The following is an 18,848-nucleotide window of genomic DNA, read 5'->3' as shown; positions in this document are numbered from 1 at the left end:
GAGTGTGTAGAACCGTTGTAGAAAGAAAAGCGGGGGCTGCATGGCGCCGTCGCGTTCACGACGACGCCGTCTCGCCCGCCGCGCCCGGAGCCCGCGCTGCTTCGTTGTTGTTGTGGTGGGTGTGCCCCGGCGATGCCGGGCGAAGTAGCAGGACCCCGATCAGACCCGCCGCCGCCGCGAACACGGCGCCGACAAGGAATGCCAGGTTGTAGCCGCCGGTGAGCGCCAGCGGCATCTGAGCGCCGGCGGCGTCCATGGCGGCGGTGCGTGCCGCCGCGGCGCTGGCCAGCACGGCCAGGCCCAGGGCGCCGCCCATCATGAAGGCGGTGTTGACCACGCCGGAGGCCAGGCCCGAGTCGGCCGGGTCGACCTCGCTCATGGCCGCCAGCAGCACCGGGTTGAAGGCCATGCCCGCGCCCAGGCCGAGCAGCACCATGCCGGGCAGCACGTCGAGCACGAAGCTGCCGTTGACCGGCGCGCGCGCGAACAGCGCCAGCCCGATGGCTGCGAGCCAGAGCCCGGCCGCCAGCGGCTTGCGGATGCCGAAGCGCATCACGATCTTCGCGGACAGGCCGAGCGAGAACACGGCCATGATCACGTTGGCCGGCAGGAAGGCCAGCCCGATCTGCATCGGCGTGTACTGCAGCACCAGCTGCATGTACAGCGCCGAGATGAAGAACCACGCGAACATGGCCGCGGCCCACAGCACGCCGACCACGTTGGCCACGGACACGCTGCGCAGCCTGAACAGGCCCAGCGGCATCAGCGGATGCTTCACGCGCGACTCGATGGTGATGAAGGCGGCCAGCAGCACCATGGCCGCGCCGAGCAGGCCCAGCGTCTGCGGAGAGCTCCAGCCCGCTTCATTGCCGTTGACCACGCCGTACACCGCGAGCATCAGCGACGCGGTGACGGTGATGGCCCCGGCCACGTCGAGCTTCTCGCCGTGCGCATGGCCGCGCGCGTTCGGCAGCAGCGCCACGCACAGCGCGTACACCGCGACGCCGATCGGCAGGTTGACCAGGAAGATCCAGTGCCAGCTCAGCGTGCTCGTGAGCAGGCCGCCCAGCAGCACGCCGATGCTGCCGCCGCCCGCGCACACGAAGCCGTACACGCCCATCGCCTTGGCGCGGTCGGCCGGTTCGGTGAACAGGTTCATGATCAGCGAGAGCGCCACGGCCGACACCACCGCGCCGCCCAGGCCCTGCACCGCGCGCGCCGCCACCAGCAGACCCTGCGAGGTCGAGACCCCGCAGGCCAGCGAGGCCAGCGTGAACAGCACCAGGCCCGCGAGGAACACGCGGCGATGGCCGTACAGGTCGCCCAGCCGCCCGCCTAGCAGCAGGAAGCCGCCGAAGGTCAGCATGTAGGCGTTCACCACCCAGACCAGCGAGGTCTCGGAAAAGCCGAGGTCGGTGCGGATCGAGGGCAGCGCCACGTTCACGATCGTGGTGTCGAGCACGATCATCAGCACGCCCAGGCACAGCACCATCAGGGCGAGCCAGCGCTTTCGGTTGTCGAGGGTTTCGGTCATGGAAGATTTCCTGGAAGAAGCAAGGATGTATTGCTGTACGTGGAACGCCGCGGAACCGGTTGTGCCGGGCCGCAGGCGTGGCCCCCTGCAAGGGGGTTGGCGAAGCCTGGGGGGTCGTTAGACCAGACTCTTCCCGCCGTTGATGAGCCAGGGTGTGCCGAAGCGGTCGGTCACCATGCCGAAGCCTTCGACCCAGAAGGTCTTCTCGAAGGGCATGCCGACCGAGCCGCCTTCGGCGAAGGCGTCGAAGATGCGCCGCGCCTCGGCCACGGTGTCGAGCGTGAGCGCCACGCCGAAGCCCTTCATGCCTTCGAAGGGCTGGCCGGGCATGGTGTCGGAGGCCATGAGAATGCCGTCGCCGTAGGCGAGCGACGCATGCATGATCCGGCTCTTGGCGTCGGCCGGCATCTGCTCGGTGTCGGGCGCTTCGCCGACGGTCATCATCATCTGCATGGTGCCGCGCAGCGTCTTCTCGTAGAAGCGCATGGCCTCGGCTGCGTTGCCGTCGAACGTGAGGTAGGCGTTGATGGGGGACATGAGAGTTCCTTGGGAGTTGGAGGTGAGTCGATGAGGAAACGAAGCAGTTACTTCTCGGTGGCGCTCTTCAGATTGGCCAGGCCCGTCTCGAAGTCCTTGCCGATCATCTGGTCCATGTTGAAGAAGATGCCCATGAGCTTGGCCATGTAGGGGCTCGGGCCGTACATGGCCCAGGTGACCTGCGTGGCGTTGCCTTGCGGCTGCAGCGTGAACTCGGCCGTGTTGTGGCCTTCGAAAGGCTTGATGAAGTCGAGCTTGATCGCGACCTTGGACGACGGTTGCGACTCGATGATTTCCATCGTTCCCGCGCCGGCCTTGCTGTTGCCTTCCCAGGCGTAGGTCGCGCCCTTGCCGCTGGCGGTGGCGCCGAAGGTGCGCTTCATGGCCGGGTCGAGCTTTTCGTAGGGCGACCATGCGCTCCAGCGGTGGAAGTCGGCGATCAGCGGAAAGATCTTTTCGGCCGGTGCCTCGATGCGCGTGGTGCGCTCGACGCGGAAGCTGTCGGGCCGCGTGGCGCCGTAGACGAGCAGCGCGGCAATCAGCGCGAGGACGGCGAGGACGATGGTCTTGAGCATGATGAACAGATCGATGAAGGAAAGAGGAGAGCCCCGCGTCACGCGGCGGCCGGGTCCGCCACCAGCAGCCAGCCCACGCCGAAGCGGTCGCTGAGCATGCCGAAGCTGGTCGTGAAGAAGGTCGGGATCAGCGGCTGCATCACCTGGCCGCCATCGGCCAGTGCGTCGAACCACTTGCGGGCATCGGCGTCGCTGCCGGCCGACAGCGACAACATGATTCCCTTGAACTCGGCCTGGCCGGAGCAGCGTCCGTCGGACAGCATGAGCTCGGTCTGGCCGATGCGCAACACCGAGTGCATGACCTTGTCGGCCTGGGGCATGCCGCCCGCGCAACCGGCTTCAGGGTTGCCGGGCGCGCCGTCGGTGGGGGCCTCGTTGTAGCGCATGAGCTGCACGACTTCGGCGCCGAGCGCCTTCTTGTAGAAGGCGATCGCTTCGTCGCAACGACCTTCGAAGGACAGGTAAGACTGGACTTTCATGGCGTTTCCTTTCGGGTGAGTTGGGCTGGGCACACGGTGGCTCGAAAACAATGGGATTACTTTGTGTACACCGTCCACAAAGAATAACAGGGATAATGGACAGTGTCCACATGGAAAAGAGATGAAGCTCAACAACCTGCCCGAAAGCCTGCCGCCCGCACGCAGCACCTACCGCCACGGCGATCTGCGCCGTGCGCTGCTGGATGCCGGCATCGAACTGGCGCGGGACGGCGGCCCGGACGCGGTGGTGCTGCGCGAGGCCACGCGTCGCGTGGGCGTGGTGCCGAATGCGGCCTACCGCCACTTCGCCAGCCGGCACGATCTGCTGCTGGCGGTGCGCGCCGCGGCGCTTTCAGAGGCGGCCAAGGCGATGGAAGGCGAGCTCGCCGTGTTGCCCTGCGACCAGCCGCCCGCCGATTTCGCGCGCGCCCAGGTGCGCGCCATCGGCACCGCCTACCTGCGCTTTGCGCAGGCGGAGCCGGGGTTGTTCCGCACGGCCTTCGTGGTGTCGAAAGATGGCGAGGGCGATATCGGTGCCGAAGGCACGGGCGCCAGCGGGCTGGGCCCGTTCCAGCTGCTGGGTGCGGCCATCGACCGGCTGGTGGATGCGGGCCTGCTCGATGCGGCGCAGCGCCCCGGTGCCGAATACCTCGCGTGGTCGGCGGTGCACGGGCTGGCGTTGCTCATCATCGACGGCCCGCTGCGCGGGCTCGAGGCGGCGGCCACGCATGCGCTGGGGCAGCGGCTGATCGACATGGTGGAGCGCGGCCTGTAGTTGCCGCGGTCAACGGTCAGAGGTAAATCTTCTGCAGCAGCTTGATGAGCGTCTCGCGCTCTCGCGTGCTCAGGCGGCTGCTGGCTTCGGTTTCCAGCTGCACCACGGCCTGCTCGGCTTCGCGGATCAGCGTCTCGCCGGCCGGCGTGAGATGCAGGCCGACGGCGCGGCCGTCATGCGGATGCGGCCGCCGCTCGATGAGCCCCCGGCTGTCGAGCGCCGCCACGAGGTTCACCAGATTGGGCGGCAGGATGTCCAGCGTGTTGCACAGCTGCCGCGAGGTCGCGCCGGGGTTGTGCGCCAGCAGCGACAGCACCGAGAAGTCGATCTGCTTGAGACCGTAGGGCGCCATGCGGTCGGCGAAGACGGTGCTCACGATGAGCCATGCGCGGCGCGCGTTGTAGCCGACCAGCCCCTCGAGCACGCGGGCGTCGAGCCGCTCCGCCCGGGCGGACGGCGCGGCGGGGGCTTCGGTCGTTGCGGGCGTTTTTTTCGTGGGAGGAGGCATGCGGCGAGCGTAACCGCGTGCTGCTGTGTCCAACAACTAGCGTGACGCCTCTTGTGGGGCCTGTGCGGCATGTGCCAGTGCGACGCCTTCGCACGCGCGCTTGACGATGCCCAGCCGCATCTCGAACTCGGGCAGCACCCAGCGGCGGAAGGCGGCTGCGGCGTGCGTGCGTCCAGCATCGGCGGGTGCTGCGACCTCGATGCGCGCCCAGGCCCACGCCATCAGCGTGAGCGTCATCACGCGCAGGAAGTCGTCCGCCACTTCGTAGGGCAGCACGGGGTTGGCGTGTGCGGCCATCGCCACCGTGGTGCCGAGATAGCGCAACTGCGCCAGCCGGCGCTGCACGTCGGCATCGGCTTCGCGCGAGGCGTCGAGCGTGTCGCGCAGCTCCAGCAGCACGGCCGACAGGGCCGCGCCGCCGTCGGGCAGCACCTTGCGCACCAGCAGGTCGATGGCCTGGATCTCGTTGGTGCCCTCGTAGATCATGGTCACGCGGGCGTCGCGCACCACCTGTTCCACGCCCCACTCGCGCACGTAGCCGTGGCCGCCGAACACCTGCAGGCATTCGCTGGCGCCGTGGAAGGCCTGGTGCGTGCAGGCGGCCTTGAGCACCGGCGTGACGAGCGAGCACCAGCGCTGCGCGCGCTCGCGGGCCTTGGCGTCGGCGTCGTGCGTGGCGATGTCGAGCATCAGCGCGCTGCGGTAGGCCAGCGCGCGCGAGCCGTCGATCCAGGCGCGTTGCGTGTCGAGGATGCGGCGCACGGCCGGGTGCTCGGCGATCAGGTCGGCCGCTTCGCTGCCGCGGCTTGCGGGCACGGGGCCGGGCGCGCGCATCTGGCGGCGCTCGGCGGCGTAGGCGTCGGCCTTCTGCCACGCGGCGTCGAGCAGGCCGATGCCTTGCAGCGCCACGTGCAGGCGTGCCGCATTCATCATCACGAACATCGCAGCGAGTCCGCGACCGGGTTCGCCGACCAACCAGCCGGTGGCGTCGTCGAAGCGCATCGTGCAGGTGGGGCTGCCGTGCAGGCCCATCTTCTCTTCGATGCGCTCGCAGTGCACCGCATTGCGCGCACCGTCGGGCAGCACCTTCGGCACGAGCGCCAGCGACAGGCCCTTGGGGCCCGCCGGTGCATCGGGCAGGCGGCACAGCACGAGGTGCACGATGTTCGGCGTGAGGTCGTGCTCGCCGCCCGAAATGAAGATCTTGCCGCCGCTCACGCGCACGCTGCCGTCGGCCTGCGCCGTGGCGCGCGTGCGCACCTGGCCCAGGTCGCTGCCGGCGTGGGCTTCGGTCAGGCACATGGTCGCAAGCCATTCACCGGTCGCGATCTTCTGCAGATAGCGGTCCTTCAGCTCGTCGCTGCCGTGGTGCTTGAGACAGGCGTACGCGCCGTGCAGCAGCCCCGGCGCCATGGTGAAGCCGTGGTTCGCGGCGCTGAGCCATTCGTAGAGGATGGCTTCGAGCACCGTGGGCAGACCCTGACCGCCGTCTTCGGTCGCGGCCGAGAGCGCAGGCCAGCCGCCGTCCACGAAGGCCTGGTACGCCTCGCGAAAGCCAGGAGGCGTGACCACTTCGCCGCCGTCGAAGCGGCATCCGACTTCGTCGCCTTCGCGATTCAGCGGTGCGATCACCTCACCGACGAAGCGTGCGGCTTCTTCGAGCACCTGCGACTGCAGTGCATCGTCGACCTCCGAGAAGGGCGCGAGTGCACGCAGGCGCGTGGGCGCATCGAGCACCGCGTTCAAGAGGAAGCGGACGTCTTCGGGGCGGGGCTGGTAGTGCATCGGGTTCAGGACTCGGCGGTGAAACCGATCTTCTTGACCAGCGGGCCCCAGCGCTCGTACTCGGCCTGCAGCGACTTCTTCATCTCCTCGGGCGAGGAGCCGTGCGCGATCAGGCCGACCGACAGCAAGCCGTCGGCGACGGCCTTGTCCTTCAGCGCCGCCTGGATCGCGGTACTCGCGACGGCGATGGTCGCGGCCGGCGTTCTGGCCGGTGCGAAGAAGCCGAACCACTCGTCGGCCACGATCTCGGGGAAGCCCTGCTCGGTGAAGGTGGGTACATCGGGCAGGTAGGCCGGGCGCTGCGAGCCCGAGGTGGCGAGCACGCGCAGCTTGCCGGCCTTGGCGAAGGGCAGGCAGTCGCCGGCGGGTGTCAGGCACGAGGCGATCTGTCCGCCCACCACGTCGTTGATGCCGGGCAGCGAGCCGCGGTACGGCACGTGGCGCAGGTCGGTGCCGGTGCTCAGGCCCAGCAGCGCGCCCAGGAAGTGCGGCGTGGAGCCGGCGCCCGGCGAGCCGTAGCTGGCCTGGCCGGGATTGGCCTTGGCCCACGCGATGTAGTCCTTCAGCGTCTTCACGCTGGCCGGCACCATCGGACCGACGGCCAGGCCGTGCGTCATCACGGCGCCGATGGAAATGGTCGCGAAGTCGGGGATGGCGTAGCTGAGCTTGGTGTAGATGTGCGGGTAGATCGACAGCGCCGAGGCCTGCGCGAGACACAGCACCGAGCCGTCCGCCGGCGAAGTCTTCAGCGTGTCGAGCGCGATGCGACCGCCCGCGCCGGGCTTGTTCTCGACCACGGGGTTGGTGCCGGTGAAGGGCGTGTTGCCCAGCTTGTCGGCCACGCGACGCGCCACGCTGTCGCCGGCACTGCCGGCCGGGAATCCGTAGTAGATCTTCACCTGCTGCTGCACCGCCTGGGCGAGTGCAGCAAGGGGATGCATGGAAGCGAGCGCGGCGGTGCCGCCGAGCGCCGTCACGAACTGACGTCGGTTGGTCATGGTCTTGTCTCCTGGTGTTTTTCGGGGGCTGAAATCAGCGCGGCGCCATTCGGAGGGCGCCGTCTAGGCGAATCACTTCGCCATTGAGATGGCCGTTGGTGACGATGTGGCAGGCCAGCTCGGCGAACTCCGACGGCTTGCCCAGGCGCGGCGGGAAGGGGATCGACGCGGCCAGCGAGTGCTGCACCGGCTCGGGCAGTTCCAGCAGCAGCGGCGTCGCGAAGAGGCCGGGCGCCACGGTGCACACGCGGATGGCGTGCTGCGCGAGGTCGCGCGCCATCGGCAGCGTCATGCCGACGAGGCCGCCCTTCGATGCGCTGTAGGCCTGCTGGCCCACTTGGCCGTCGAAGGCGGCGACGGACGCGGTGAAGAGCATCACACCCTTCTCGCCGTTCTCGAGTGCGTCCAACTTCGCGCAGCGCGCGGCGAACAGGCGCGCCATGTTGTAGCCGCCGATCAGGTTGATGTTGACCACGCGCACGAAGTCTTCGAGCGGCGCGGGGTTGCCGTCCTTGCCGACGATGCGCTTGGCGCTGCCGATACCGGCCACGTTCATCAGGATGCGCGCGGGGCCGTGCGCCGCTTCGGCCTTGTCGAGCGCGGCGTTCACGCTGTCGGTGTCGGTGATGTCGCAGACGCAGGCGACGCCGCCGATCTCCGCCGCGACCTTCTCGGCGAGCGCGGCGTTGCGGTCGAGCACGGCGACCCTGGCGCCCAGGCGGGCCAGTTCGCGCGCGGTGGCCTCGCCGAGGCCCGAGGCGCCGCCGGTGACGAGCGCGGCTTGTCCTTCGATCTTCATGGGTGTGTCTCCTGAATGGGGTTAGCGGGGCGTGAGCGTGAAAGGCAGCGTGCCGTCGTGCAGCGCGTCCGCCAGCGCGGCACGGTGCTTGAGCACGGCGCGCTGGTTGATGGAGCCCTTGTCGGTCACTTCGCCCTTGTCGATGGACGGCGGCTCGGCCATCAGGTGCAGCCGCGCGATGCGGTTGGCGCTGCCGGTGGCGCCGGCGGCGAGCGTGTCCACCACCTGCTGGAAGTGCGCCTGCACGGGTGCACTCTCTAGCACCTGCTGCATCGTGGCGTCGGCATTCAGACCGGCGAGCTGCCGCACCTTCTGCGTCGGGAAGATCAGCGCGCCGACTTCCTTCAGGTTGATGCCGGTGAGCACCGCGTCCTGCACATAGGGCGAGCCGGCCGCGATGATCTTCGCGCGCAGCGGGCCCACGCTCACGAAGGTGCCGGTGGCGAGCTTGAAGTCTTCGGCGATGCGACCGTCGAAGCGCAGGCCGCGGTGGATGTCGTCGTCGGCAATCCACTTCACCGCGTCGCCGGTGGAGAAGAAGCCCTCGTCGTCGAAGGCCTCGGCCGTGGCTTCGGGCGCGCGCCAGTAGCCGGGCGTGATGTTGGGGCCGCGGTAGCGCACCTCGGTCTTGCCGTCGACCTCGATCAGCTTGAGCTCGATGCCCGGCGCGGGCAGGCCCACATCGCCCGACTTCACGTCGGGGCCGGTCACGTACAGCGCGAAGGGCCCCGACTCGGTCATGCCCAGGCCGGTGCCCATCACGATGCGCTCGCCGACTTCGGCTTCCTGCGTGCGGTGCAGGCTGTCCCACACGGGCTGCGCGAGCGCGGCGCCCGAGTAGAAGAACATCTTCACGCGCGACAGCAGGTTGCGGCGCAGCACGGCGTCGCTTTCCATCGCGTTGGCGATCGCCTCGAAGCCGGTGGGCACGTTGAAGTAGATGGTGGGCGCGATCTCGCGCAGGTTGCGCAGCGTCTCGGCCATGCCGGTGGGCGTGGGCTTGCCGTCGTCGATGTACAGCGTGCCGCCGTTGTCCAGCACGATGCCCACGTTGTGGTTGCCGCCGAAGGTGTGGTTCCAGGGCAGCCAGTCGACCAGCACCGGCGGCTCGTCGCCCAGCGCGGGAATCGACTGGCGCAGCTGCTGCTGGTTGGCGCACCACATGCGGTGCGTGTTGATCACCGCCTTGGGCATCTTGGTCGAGCCCGAGGTGAAGAGGAACTTGGTGATGGTGTCGGGGCCGGTGGCCTGCATCGCCGCGTCGATGGCGGGCGTGGCCGGCGTGGCGGCGAGCACGTCGAAGCGCGTGGTGGCGTGGCCCGCGAGCGTGCCTTCGGCGAGCACGACCTCGGTGCCAGCGGGCACGGTCGCCTCGATGGCTTTCGCGAAGCGTGCGGCATCGGCGGCAAACACCAGGCCGGGCGTCAGTGTGTCGAAGACGTGGTGCAGCTTGTCGAAGTCCTGGCTCACGATGGAGTAGGGCGGCGACACCGGGCAGTAGGGCACGCCGGCGTAGAGGCAGCCCAGCGCGAGCAGTGCATGCTCGATGCCGTTCTCGCTGAGGATCGCGACCGGGCGCTCGGCGCTCAGGCCGCGGTCGAGCAGGGCTTGTCCGATACCGCGTGCTTCTTCCAGCGCTTGCGCGTAGCTCACGCGCAGCCAGTCGCCGGTGCGGCCGTCGCTCAGGCGCTCGCGGCGGGCGATGAAGGTGCGCTCGGGCGCGACCTGCGCCCAGTGCGCGAGCCGGTCGGTCATGCGTTCGCGGTAAGCCTGCAGCGGCGTCTCGGCCGTGAGGTAGCGCGTGCCCGGCGCGCCGTCGCGCATCACCGCGCGCGTCACGCCAAAAGCCAGCGGGCGGTAGCGGACGGCAGTCATCCCTTGCTCACCTTCGCGCCACGCCCTTCGAGGAAGTCGCGCACACGTTGCTTGGCTTCAGGTGCGGCCTGAACGATGCCCGACATCAGCGCTTCGGTGAAGAAACCGTGGTCGGCCGACTGCTCGGAGATGCGCGGCAGGGCGTGCATCAGCGCGTAGTTGGTGAGCGGTGCATTGGTGGCGATGCGCTTCGCAAGCTCGAAGGCCTTGTCGAAGGCGGTGCCTTCGTCGACCAGATACTGCGCGAAGTTGGCGCGCTCGCCGTCTTCGGCGTTGTAGACGCGGCCGGTCATCATCATGTCGGTCATGCGGGCCACGCCGATGAGCTTGGGGATGCGCACCGAGCCGCCGCCGCCCACGAAGATGCCGCGCGAGCCTTCGGGCAGCGCGTAGAAGGTGCTGCGGTCGGCCACGCGGATGTGGCAGGCGCTGGCCAGTTCGAGCCCGCCGCCGACCACCGCGCCGTGCAGCGCCGCGACCACCGGCACGGGGCCGTGCTGGATCAGGTCGAGCGCGCTGTGCCACAGGCGCGAGTGCTGCATGCCCTGGCCGGCGTCGCGCTCCTTGAGTTCGCTCAGGTCCAGGCCGGCGCAGAAGTGCGGGCCCTCGCCGTCGAGCACGGCAGCGCGCACGGTGGCGGGCAGCGTCTCGAAGGTGTCGCGCAGCGCGAGGATCAGGCCGTCGGACAGCGCGTTGCGCTTGGCGCCGCGCGTGAGACGGACGATGGCGACGTCGTCGCGGATGTCGAGGTGAAGGTCTGGATTGGTCATGATGGTGTGCGGGGTTGCGTTGGATTATGGTTATGAGAAATAATCAATTCAAGGCATTGGAGCCTCCCGAACCCTAGGGACTTACCCGAACCGGAGACAACGACATGGACCCACGGAACCTGATCGCGATCGACATCCACACCCACGCCGAAGTGAGTTGCTGGAACCCTTTCGACAACTACGGCGAGGAGTACGACCGCGCCGCCGACAAGTACTTCGGCTCGAGCGGGCGCCCCACCATCGCCGAGAGCGTGGCGTATTACCGTGAAAGGAAGATCGGGCTGGTGATGTTCATGGTCGACGCGGAGTCGAACATGGGCCGCCGCCGCATCCCCAACGAGGAGATCGCGCAGGCCGCACAGGAGAACAGCGACATCATGATTGCCTTCGGCAGCATCGATCCGCACAAGGGAAAGATGGGTGCGCGCGAGGCACGCCGACTCATCGAGGAGCACGGCGTGAAGGGCTTCAAGTTCCATCCGACGGTGCAAGGCTTTCATCCCTACGACCGCATGGCCTGGCCGATCTACGAGGTGATCGCCGAATACAAGCTGCCGGCCATCTTCCACACCGGCCACAGCGGCATCGGCTCGGGCATGCGCTGCGGCGGCGGCCTGCGGCTGGAGTACAGCAACCCGATGCACCTGGACGACGTGGCCATCGACTTCCCCGACATGCAGATCGTCATGGCCCACCCCAGCTTCCCCTGGCAGGACGAGGCGCTGAGCGTGGCCACGCACAAGCCGAATGTGTGGATCGACCTGTCGGGCTGGAGCCCCAAGTACTTTCCGAAGCAGCTGGTGCAGTACGCCAACACGCTGCTGAAGGACCGCGTGCTGTTCGGCAGCGACTACCCGCTGATCACGCCCGACCGCTGGATGCGCGACTTCGAAGCGGCCGGTTTCAAGCCCGAGGTGATGCCCGGCATCCTCAAGGACAACGCGGTTCGGCTGCTGGGGCTCGAAACCTCAGCGGCCTGAGGTTTCGGAAGGGCGTGCCGCATCGTTCCAGTGCGGCTCCCACAGCGGCGCGCCGCGCTCGAACGCGGCGGCCAGCTCTTTTTTGCGGCGTTGCGCCACGGCGGTGATCAGCGCATTGCAGACCGACAACGCCGCCGTGTACGAATCGAACGGCGACGCGCTGGAGGTGCGCACCAGCAGCAGGTGATTGGCCGAGGCCGCCGCAGGCGCCGTCGGGCTGTCGGTGACCATGACGACCTTCGCTCCCCGCTCGCGGAAGTACGCGGCCGTGCGCGCGATCGCGAGCGAATGGCGGCGGAAGGTGGGCGTGAGCAGCAGGTCGTTTTCGTCGATGCGCAGCAGCTGGTCTTCGAGCGGCAGCGGGCCCGCGCCACCCAGCAGCCGCACGTCGGGCAGGCACAGGTTCAGGTGCAGCGCCAGGTGGCTGGCCAGCGGCACGCCGTGCCGCTGGCCGAGCACATGCACCCGCACCTTGCGCTGCGTGAGCAACTTCACTGACGCCTCGAAAGCGTCCACGTCGAGCGCCGCGAAGGTGGCGGCCAGGTTGTGCTGGTCGTGCAGCAGCGCGTTGTCCAGGCAGCTGCGCACGGAGGTGTCGTCGCCGATGACGGCGTCGGCGCGCGTGGCGGGCGAGGCGAGCAGGGCGGTGACTTCGGCGCGCGCTTCCATCTGCGCCTGCGCATAGCTCGCGTAGCCCAGCTTGGCGAGCAGCCGCACCACGGTCGAGGCGCTGGTGCCCACCTTTCTTGCAAGGCTCGTTGCAGATTCGAGCAACCCCTGCGGGTGGTGCGCCTGCAGCTCCTCGATGAGGCGTCGCTCGCTCTTCGTGAGCTTCTTGCCATAGCCCGAGATGCGCTGGTTCAGGCTGGGAGCGGCGGTGGTGTCTGCGTGCGGCATCGGAGAAACCTCATATTTGCAATGAGTATTGCAAAAATAAGGTCTCCTTGCAAAAATGAATGCACGATTCCGGCCGGCCCTGTCCGCCCGGCTGACCGCCTCCTTCTGCAGAAAGACATTCCCATGCGTTCCACCACCCCCGCAGTGCCCGCCCTCCGCCGGCGCGAGATCCTCGGCGCCGGCCTGACTGCGGCGCTGCTGCCCCTGTCTGTACGCGCGCAGGCCTTTCCGGCCCGCCCGGTCACGCTGGTGGTGCCGTTCCCGGCCGGCGGCTCGGTCGACCTGATCGCGCGGCTGTACGCCGAGCCGCTGTCAAAGGCGCTGGGCACGCCGGTGGTCATCGACAACCGCGCCGGCGCCGGCGGCTCGATCGCCAGCGCACAGGTGGCGCGCGCCAAGCCCGATGGCTACACGCTCGTCGTGTCGTCGCAGAGCTCGCACCTGGCCAACCCGCTGACGCAGGCCAACCCCGGCTACGACCCGATCAAGGACTTCATCTCGATCAGCCAGCTCGCGCGTTCCATCAACGTGCTGCTGGTGAACCCGGCCGTGCCCGCCAAGACCTTCAAGGAGTTCGTGGCGCTGGTGAAGTCGCGCCCGGGCGAACTCAATTTCTGCAGCGCCGGGCCGGGCAGCATGGGCCAGCTCAACGTCGAGCTGATGAAGTCGCAGTTGCAGCTCAATGCCACGCACGTGCCGTACCGCGGCGGCGGCCCGCTGGTGACCGCGCTGATCTCGAACGAAGTGCAGTTCGGCCTGGACAATCTCGCGCCCTTCCTGCCGCACATCCAGGCCGGCAAGCTGCGCGCGCTGGCCGTGGCATCGCCCACCCGCGTCGCTGCACTGCCCGACGTACCGACCTTCACCGAACTGGGCTACCCGGTGCTGAACACCACGTCGTGGATCGGCCTGGCCGCCCCCGCGAAGACGCCGCCCGAAGTCATCACTGCGCTGCACAAGGCGGTGCGCACGGTGGCCGATCAGCCGACGATGGTCGAGGCGCTGCTGGCGCGCGGCTCGCTCGCGCCCGAGGCGCAGTCGCCCGCGCAGTTCACGGCCATGATGTCGGAGCGGCTCGCGCTGTACGGCGAGATGGTCAAGCGCGCCGGCATCCGCGGCGAGTGAGCGGACGCCCGGTTCCATGACGCAGACACCGCCTGTCATCGTGCCCGATTTCGCACCGGACACCGCACCGCTCGAGGTGCTGCCGCGCGACATCTCCGCCTACCGGCAGGGCAACACCGGCATCGACTACGTGCACCGCTTCGCCTCCGGCAAGCCCGGTCCGCACGTGCTCATCAATGCGCTGACGCACGGCAACGAGATCTGCGGCATGGTCGCAGCCACGCACCTGCTCGACACCGGTGTGCGCCCGAAGATCGGCACGCTCACCGTGAGCTTCGCGAACGTCCAGGCCTACGAGGCCTTCCACATCGGCCGGCCCTACGACAACCGCCAGCTGGTGCACAACCTGAACCGCATCTGGTCGCCTGAACTGCTCGACGGCGATGCGCAAAGCCCCGAGCTGTGCCGCGCGCGCGAACTGCGGCCGGTGCTCGACGCGGCCGACTACGTGCTGGACATTCATTCCACGCGCGCGCCCGTGCAGCCTTTCTGGGTCTACCCGGAGTTCGAGCGCAACGCGGGCCTGGCGCAGGCCGTGGGCGGTCCGCCGGTGCACCTCGTGATGCCCGTGGGCGCCGCGCCCGGCACGGGTGTGACGGCGTACGGGCGCCACGGCGAGCCGGGCATCGACGGCGGGGCGGTGGTGGTCGAGTGCGGCCAGCATTTCGCGCGGTCGGCGGCGGAGCTGGCGACCGACGTGTCGCTGCGTTTCCTGGCGCACCTCGGGCTCATCGATCCGGTGCCGCGCGCGGCGGTGGCGGCGCGCCGCTTCCGGCTGCTCGAGGTCCACATGGTGACCTCGGACGACTTCGCCTTCGTGCGGCCCGTGCTCGGTTTCGAGACCTTCGACGCCGGCGAATTGATCGCGGTGCAGGCAGGGCGCGAGATCCGTTCGCCCTGCGACGGTTGCACGATCTTCATGCCGACCCGCGAGCCGGTGATCGGCCGCGAGGGCGTGTACTTGACCGTGCCGGTCTGATCGCGCCAGGCGAGCCTCAGGTCGCCTTCGCGTCGACCGGCTCGTCTTCGTCCAACCGGTCCCAGTCCTGCCCTGAACGCCGCTTGCGCTCCTCGCGTTCGCGCGCCATCTGCTCCTCGAACTGCTGGCGGCCTGCCTTGTTGGCCGCGATCAGCTTGGCGCGGTCCTTGTAGTGCGGGTAGATCTCGTCGGTGAGCTTGAGGTTTCGCTGGCGGAAACGCATCGACGCCTCGCGCGCCTCGGCCGCCGGCCAGCCCAGCGCTTCCAGCGTCGAGCGGGCGCTGCGCAAGGACGACTCGAACACTTCGCGCTCGATGTCCTGCACGCCGCGGTCGCGCAGCTGGAACAGGTGCGTCACGTTGCGCGCGCGGGCCACGATGCGCGCCTGCGGGAAGTTCTCACGCACCAGGTCGACGATGTCCAGCGACTGCTCGATGTCGTCCACCGCCACCACGATGGCGCGCGCCGTGCCCGCGCCCGCGGTGCGCAGCAGGTCGAGCCGCGTGGCGTCGCCGTAGAACACGCGAAAGCCGAACTGGCGCAGGCCTTCGACGGTGTCGGCGTCGTGGTCGAGCACCGTCACCTGCAGGCCCTGCGACATCAGCATGCGCCCGACGATCTGACCGTAGCGCCCGAAGCCGCAGATCAGCACCTTGGCGTCCTGCTGCTCCGAAATTTCCTCCAGCCGCGGCCCGCCCGCGTGGCTGTAGCGCGGCAGCACGAACTTGTCGAGCAGCACCAGCAGCAGCGGCGACAGCAGCATCGACAGCGCCACCGCGCCGATCAGCAGCGACGTGGTCTGCGGCGGCAGCACGTCGGGCCCGGCGGCCTGGAACACCACGAAGGCGAACTCGCCGCCCTGCGCGAGCAGCAAGGTGAACACCGGCCGCTCCTGGTAGGCCAGGCCCATGGCCTTGGCCAGCGCGTAGATCACGACCAGCTTGATCGCCAGGAAGCTCACGACCAGCATCGCCATGACCCATGGGTTGGCCACCAGTACGCCGAAGTTGATCGACATGCCCACCGCAATGAAGAAGAGACCCAGCAGCAGGCCCTTGAAGGGCTCGATGTCGGTTTCGAGCTCGCGACGGTATTCGCTCTCGGCCAGCAGCACGCCCGCGAGGAAGGCGCCCAGCGCCATCGACAGGCCGACGAACTGCATCAGCGCCGCGATGGCCACCACCAGCAGCAGCGCGGCAGCGGTGAAGATCTCGGGCGTGTCGCTGCGCGCGATCCAGCGCAGGATCGGGCGCAGCAGCAGCCGGCCGCCGAGGATGATGCCGGCGATCACGCCGACGATCTTCAGCGCCTCGAGCGCGCGATCCAGCCCGCTCACGGCCTGCTCGGCCGCCGTGGCACCGGCCAGCAGCGGCAGCAGCGCAAGGATCGGGATCGCGGCCACGTCCTGGAACAGCAGGATGGAGAAGCCGGCCTGGCCGCTGGGTGTCTTCAGCAGGTTGCGTTCACCGAACACCTGCAGCGCGATGGCGGTGGACGACAGCGCCAGCCCGAGCGCGGCCACCAGCGACACGCGCCACGGCGCGCCCACGGCGCAGCCGACGGCGAACAGCACCGCCGCGCAGCTGAGCACCTGTGCCGAGCCCCAGCCGAAGATCGGACGACGCAGGCTCCACAGTCGCTTGGGCTCAAGCTCGAGGCCTACGAGAAACAGCATCAGCACCACGCCGAACTCGGCGAAATGCAGCACGTCTTCCACGCTGGACACGAGGCCCAGCCCCCAGGGGCCGATGGCGATGCCGGCCACGAGGTAGCCGATGATCGAACCCAGGCCCAGGGCCTTGGACAGCGGCACCACCAGGACGGCGGCGCTCAGGTAGATCAGGCTGTTGGTCAGCCAGGCGGGTGCGTGTTCCATGCTCAGGCCGCCTTGTTGTTGCTGCTGCTGCCGTTGGCAACCGCCAGGCCATGCGTCATGGCGGTGTGGAAGGCGCCGGCCACCACCTTGCTCACGTCGTCCGATTCGGCCGGGCGGTCGGTCTCGGGCACCGGGCAGGCGATGCAGACATCGAGTTCGTCCATTTCCGGCCAGGCCGGGTAGCTGCCCAGGCGCTGCGCGAACACCTCGACATGCGCGGCCACCTCGGCCTCGCTGGCGCGGTGCGCGCCGTGCAGCAGCAGCGGCGGCAGGAAACGCATGCCGCACAGGGCTGCGGTCTGTTCGTACGGCGGCAGGAAGGCGTCGAAGAAATAGCGGTTGTAGCTTTGCGGGTGGTAGCTCGGCTCCGGGCCGCCGGTGGTGGCGACCAGCCAGCAGTCCTTGCCCTGCAGGGCCGTGCCGCCGGGGCCGTAGGCCCAGCCGTAGCCGAGCACGTCGTCGACCCAGAGCTTCTGCAGCGCCGGCATCGAGTACCACTGGATCGGATGCAGCAGCACCACCAGGTTCGCGCGCGCCAGCCGCTCGCGTTCGACCTCGACGTCGATGGCGAAATCGGGGTAGCTGCCGTACAGGTCGTTCGCGTCGACGCCCGGTGCGCGCTGCGCCGCGGCAAACAGCCGGCGGTTCACGCGCGAGTCGCGCCAGTGGGGGTGGGCCGCCAGCACATAGATGCCGGCGGGGTTCTCCGTGGATGTTGTTGTCGTCATGTCGCGAACATAACGCAGACGGCCCGCCGTCGCCGACGCGAAACCCGGGGCGACTACCATCCAGCCCTGTCCCAGTTCTGGAGGAGATCCTCATGCCGGTGGTTCTGGTCGCCAATCCCAAGGGGGGTGTGGGCAAGTCGACGCTCGCGACGAACATCGCGGGCTATTTCGCGAGCCGCGGCCATGCCGTGATGCTGGGCGACGTGGACCGCCAGCAGTCCTCGCGGCTGTGGCTCGGCCTGCGCCCGCCGCAAGCCCGCCCCATCGCCACCTGGGAAGCCACCGGCGACAGCACCGTGGTGCGCCCGCCGCGCGGCACCACGCACGCGGTGCTCGACACGCCGGCCGGCCTGCACGGCTGGCGCTTCAAGGAAGTGCTGGCGCTGGCCGACCGCGTGATCGTGCCGCTGCAGCCGAGCATCTTCGACATCTACGCCACGCGCGATTTCCTCGACCGCCTGCTGGAAAGCCGCCGCGCCGAGAAGACCCGCATCGGCCTCGTCGGCATGCGCGTGAACGCACGCACGCTGGCGGCCGACCGGCTGCACGAGTTCATCGCCGGCCTCGGCGTGCCGGTGCTGGGCGAGCTGCGCGACACGCAGAACTACGTGCAGCTGGCGGCGCGCGGGCTCACGCTGTTCGACATCGCGCCCGGACGCGTGCAGCGCGACCTGGAGCAGTGGGCGCCGATCTGCGAATGGCTCGACGCCTGACCCCCCGGATTTCCCCGATTCGCGGTTGTCGCGATTCCGACAGCCGGCTTTGTCCCCTTGGCACCAGAATGCCCCGCATGACCAAAAAGACATTCCAGACCCTTCAGGATCTCGCCGCCTGCGTCGGCCAGGAAGTCGCCGTGAGCGACTGGATCAGCGTGACGCAGCAGCAGGTGAACCAGTTCGCCGAGGCGACCGGCGACCACCAGTGGATCCACGTCGATGTCGAGCGGGCCAAGTCGGGTCCCTTCGGCGCGCCGATCGCCCATGGTTTTCTCACGCTGTCGCTGCTGCCGAAGTTCTTCGAGACGGCCATCGACGTGGTCGAGTCGCGCATGGGCGTGAACTACGGCCTGAACCGCGTGCGCTTCATGTCACCGGTGCCGGTGGGCCAGCGTCTGCGCGCGCGCATGAAGCTGTTGAGCGCCGAGCCGATTCCCAACAACGGCCTGCAGATGACCTGGGAAACCACCATCGAACTCGAAGGCGCCGCCAAGCCGGCGTGCGTCGCCGAGTCGGTGGTGCGCCGTTTTCCCTGAGCGGTTTTTTTCTTCTCTTTTCTCTTTACATCCGGCGATCGGTGACCTCGCCGTAGGTGGCCGCGCCCTGGCGCGTGATGCCGACGGCGCTCGCGCGCACTGCGGCGCGGTCGACATTGCCCGCGGTGGGCCGGGCCACGCCCGTGCCGCCGTTGCTGATCTGCAGCGGCTGCATGGCCTGCGCCTGGACCTGGGCGCGCGACAGCGACGACTGGAAGGGCGCGGGCGGCAGCGGGTTCTGCTCGCCCTGGAAGGCATGGGCGCCGCCACCGAAGGCGAGGGCGGCGAGAGTGATCAAACGCAGCGTGTGCATGGCATGGCTCCTTGGCGTGGACGTTGAGGGGACGGATGCCGGTGCGAATCACCGACATGTCTT

20 protein-coding genes are annotated in these 18,848 nt (G+C 68.8%); 6 read left to right on the top strand and 14 right to left on the bottom strand.

Going from position 1 to position 18,848, the window contains the following annotated elements; genetic code table 11:
- Positions 1-55: 55 nt before the first annotated feature.
- From D3H34_RS24005 to D3H34_RS23990, 4 genes are all read right to left on the bottom strand, one after another.
- Positions 56-1,534, bottom strand: coding sequence for a DHA2 family efflux MFS transporter permease subunit (locus D3H34_RS24005; RefSeq protein WP_119556747.1), 1,479 nt, complete (start codon positions 1,532-1,534; stop codon positions 56-58).
- Positions 1,535-1,651: 117 nt separating this feature from the next.
- Positions 1,652-2,071, bottom strand: a complete 420-nt coding sequence (locus tag D3H34_RS24000; RefSeq protein WP_119556746.1) for a VOC family protein — start codon at positions 2,069-2,071, stop codon at positions 1,652-1,654.
- A 47-nt stretch (positions 2,072-2,118) separates the two neighbouring features.
- Positions 2,119-2,646, bottom strand: a complete 528-nt coding sequence (locus D3H34_RS23995) for an SRPBCC family protein (protein ID WP_119556745.1) — start codon at positions 2,644-2,646, stop codon at positions 2,119-2,121.
- Positions 2,647-2,684: 38 nt separating this feature from the next.
- Positions 2,685-3,125: a VOC family protein gene (locus D3H34_RS23990; protein ID WP_119556744.1), complete on the bottom strand. Its 441-nt coding sequence runs from the start codon at positions 3,123-3,125 to the stop codon at positions 2,685-2,687.
- A 121-nt stretch (positions 3,126-3,246) separates the two neighbouring features.
- On the opposite strand from D3H34_RS23990, the gene D3H34_RS23985 reads away from it, so the two are divergent.
- The gene (locus D3H34_RS23985) at positions 3,247-3,900 is read left to right on the top strand and encodes a TetR/AcrR family transcriptional regulator (RefSeq protein WP_119556743.1); all 654 of its coding nucleotides are present in this window, start codon (positions 3,247-3,249) and stop codon (positions 3,898-3,900) included.
- Between the two features lie 16 nt (positions 3,901-3,916).
- Here the strand turns inward: D3H34_RS23985 and D3H34_RS23980 are convergent, their stop codons facing one another.
- From D3H34_RS23980 to D3H34_RS23955, 6 genes are read right to left on the bottom strand one after another with little or no spacing between them, the layout of a single operon-like run.
- On the bottom strand, positions 3,917-4,408 hold the full coding sequence (locus D3H34_RS23980) for a MarR family winged helix-turn-helix transcriptional regulator (protein ID WP_119556742.1): 492 nt from the start codon (positions 4,406-4,408) through the stop codon (positions 3,917-3,919).
- A 36-nt stretch (positions 4,409-4,444) separates the two neighbouring features.
- Positions 4,445-6,193 (bottom strand): acyl-CoA dehydrogenase family protein, encoded by a 1,749-nt coding sequence (locus tag D3H34_RS23975; protein WP_119556741.1) that lies wholly within the window; start codon positions 6,191-6,193, stop codon positions 4,445-4,447.
- Between the two features lie 5 nt (positions 6,194-6,198).
- The gene (locus tag D3H34_RS23970) at positions 6,199-7,191 is read right to left on the bottom strand and encodes a Bug family tripartite tricarboxylate transporter substrate binding protein (protein WP_119556740.1); all 993 of its coding nucleotides are present in this window, start codon (positions 7,189-7,191) and stop codon (positions 6,199-6,201) included.
- 34 nt (positions 7,192-7,225) lie between these two features.
- Complete coding sequence (locus D3H34_RS23965; protein ID WP_119556739.1) at positions 7,226-7,990, bottom strand: SDR family NAD(P)-dependent oxidoreductase; 765 nt, start codon at positions 7,988-7,990, stop codon at positions 7,226-7,228.
- A 21-nt stretch (positions 7,991-8,011) separates the two neighbouring features.
- The gene (locus D3H34_RS23960; RefSeq protein WP_119556738.1) at positions 8,012-9,865 is read right to left on the bottom strand and encodes a feruloyl-CoA synthase; all 1,854 of its coding nucleotides are present in this window, start codon (positions 9,863-9,865) and stop codon (positions 8,012-8,014) included.
- A complete protein-coding gene (locus tag D3H34_RS23955; RefSeq protein WP_119556737.1) occupies positions 9,862-10,635 on the bottom strand; it encodes a crotonase/enoyl-CoA hydratase family protein in 774 nt (257 codons plus the stop codon). The genes D3H34_RS23960 and D3H34_RS23955 overlap by 4 nt, the downstream gene beginning before the upstream one ends.
- A gap of 104 nt (positions 10,636-10,739) precedes the next feature.
- Here D3H34_RS23955 and D3H34_RS23950 point away from each other — a divergent pair, with 104 nt between their 5' ends.
- A complete protein-coding gene (locus D3H34_RS23950) occupies positions 10,740-11,615 on the top strand; it encodes an amidohydrolase family protein (RefSeq protein ID WP_119556736.1) in 876 nt (291 codons plus the stop codon).
- Here D3H34_RS23950 and D3H34_RS23945 read toward each other — a convergent pair.
- On the bottom strand, positions 11,604-12,512 hold the full coding sequence (locus D3H34_RS23945; RefSeq protein ID WP_119556735.1) for a MurR/RpiR family transcriptional regulator: 909 nt from the start codon (positions 12,510-12,512) through the stop codon (positions 11,604-11,606). The genes D3H34_RS23950 and D3H34_RS23945 overlap by 12 nt on opposite strands.
- Positions 12,513-12,635: 123 nt before the next feature.
- Here D3H34_RS23945 and D3H34_RS23940 point away from each other — a divergent pair, with 123 nt between their 5' ends.
- Both D3H34_RS23940 and D3H34_RS23935 read left to right on the top strand, forming a co-directional pair.
- Positions 12,636-13,637, top strand: coding sequence for a Bug family tripartite tricarboxylate transporter substrate binding protein (locus tag D3H34_RS23940; protein WP_119556734.1), 1,002 nt, complete (start codon positions 12,636-12,638; stop codon positions 13,635-13,637).
- Positions 13,638-13,653: 16 nt separating this feature from the next.
- Positions 13,654-14,616 carry a M14 family metallopeptidase gene (locus tag D3H34_RS23935; RefSeq protein WP_119556733.1) on the top strand — a complete coding sequence of 321 codons (963 nt, stop codon included), beginning with the start codon at positions 13,654-13,656 and terminating at the stop codon, positions 14,614-14,616.
- Positions 14,617-14,632: 16 nt separating this feature from the next.
- Here D3H34_RS23935 and kefC read toward each other — a convergent pair whose 3' ends face one another.
- Both kefC and kefF read right to left on the bottom strand, forming a co-directional pair.
- Positions 14,633-16,492, bottom strand: a complete 1,860-nt coding sequence (gene kefC / locus D3H34_RS23930; RefSeq protein WP_119556732.1) for a glutathione-regulated potassium-efflux system protein KefC — start codon at positions 16,490-16,492, stop codon at positions 14,633-14,635.
- Between the two features lie 2 nt (positions 16,493-16,494).
- On the bottom strand, positions 16,495-17,220 hold the full coding sequence (kefF, locus tag D3H34_RS23925; protein WP_119556731.1) for a glutathione-regulated potassium-efflux system oxidoreductase KefF: 726 nt from the start codon (positions 17,218-17,220) through the stop codon (positions 16,495-16,497).
- Between the two features lie 92 nt (positions 17,221-17,312).
- Here kefF and D3H34_RS23920 point away from each other — a divergent pair, with 92 nt between their 5' ends.
- Both D3H34_RS23920 and D3H34_RS23915 read left to right on the top strand, forming a co-directional pair.
- Positions 17,313-17,933 carry a ParA family protein gene (locus D3H34_RS23920; RefSeq protein ID WP_119556730.1) on the top strand — a complete coding sequence of 207 codons (621 nt, stop codon included), beginning with the start codon at positions 17,313-17,315 and terminating at the stop codon, positions 17,931-17,933.
- Between the two features lie 68 nt (positions 17,934-18,001).
- Complete coding sequence (locus D3H34_RS23915) at positions 18,002-18,472, top strand: MaoC family dehydratase (protein WP_062479484.1); 471 nt, start codon at positions 18,002-18,004, stop codon at positions 18,470-18,472.
- Positions 18,473-18,497: 25 nt separating this feature from the next.
- On the opposite strand, the gene D3H34_RS23910 is transcribed toward D3H34_RS23915, so the two are convergent.
- Positions 18,498-18,785 carry a DUF4148 domain-containing protein gene (locus tag D3H34_RS23910; RefSeq protein ID WP_119556729.1) on the bottom strand — a complete coding sequence of 96 codons (288 nt, stop codon included), beginning with the start codon at positions 18,783-18,785 and terminating at the stop codon, positions 18,498-18,500.
- Between the last annotated feature and the right edge of the window lie 63 nt (positions 18,786-18,848).

The sequence above is a fragment of the Acidovorax cavernicola genome (assembly GCF_003581445.1).
The sequence above is the reverse complement of the archived record's forward strand: the minus strand, read 5'-3'. Positions and strand labels throughout refer to the sequence as shown.